This is a genomic window from Streptomyces rhizosphaerihabitans, assembly GCF_025399795.1.
Classification (GTDB): domain Bacteria; phylum Actinomycetota; class Actinomycetes; order Streptomycetales; family Streptomycetaceae; genus Streptomyces; species Streptomyces rhizosphaerihabitans.
In genome coordinates this window covers 1-838 of sequence record NZ_JAODTZ010000163.1, presented here as the reverse complement: position 1 = coordinate 838, position 838 = coordinate 1, and the positions used below count along the sequence as shown (strand labels likewise).

Annotated in this window: 1 protein-coding gene; it reads right to left on the bottom strand. The window is 68.3% G+C overall.

Annotated elements, in window-relative coordinates; genetic code table 11:
* The coding region (locus N4G66_RS45220) for an acyl-CoA carboxylase subunit beta (RefSeq protein ID WP_315903780.1) at nt 1-838 on the bottom strand (838 nt) is incomplete at both ends.

Below are 838 nucleotides of genomic sequence, written 5' to 3'. Positions count from 1 at the left end.
CCATGCCGTCGAGGCGGGCCAGCGCGCAGATGATGTTGCGGGCCCAGCGCTCGTGGACCTCCAGGTAGTCGCCGTCGTCGACGAGCTCCTCGATGACCTTGGTCATGTCGTACGGGCGGTTGCCGTCGGCCGGGACCAGGTCCAGCAGCACCTCGCTGCGGCGGTCGGCCGGGTCCGCGGAAGCGGCCCGCGGCGGGTTCTCGCGGTTGTTCTGCGGGAGCATCGACAGGAGGTAGCGCACCTCGGCGATGCAGGTCTCCTCGTCGTCGTAGGCGAAGTGACAGACCCCGGAGGTCTCCGCGTGCACGTCGGCGCCGCCCAGGCCGTTCTGGGTGATCTCCTCGCCCGTCACCGCCTTGACCACGTCCGGGCCGGTGATGAACATCTGCGAGGTCTCACGGACCATGAAGACGAAGTCGGTCAGCGCCGGGCTGTAGGCAGCGCCGCCCGCGCACGGGCCGAGCATCACCGAGATCTGCGGGATCACACCCGAGGCCCTGGTGTTGCGCTGGAAGATGCCGCCGTACCCGGCAAGCGCCGAGACACCCTCCTGGATACGGGCACCCGCACCGTCGTTCAGCGACACCAGCGGCGCACCGGCCGCGATGGCCATGTCCATGATCTTATGGATCTTCGTGGCGTGCGCCTCACCCAGCGCGCCACCGAAAATCCGGAAGTCGTGCGCATACACGAAGACCGTACGGCCCTCGACCGTGCCCCAGCCGGTGATGACACCGTCCGTGTACGGCCTCTTGGCCTCCAGACCGAAACCGGTCGCCCGGTGCCGGCGCAACTGCTCGACCTCCTGGAACGAACCCGCATCCAGCAACAGCTCGAT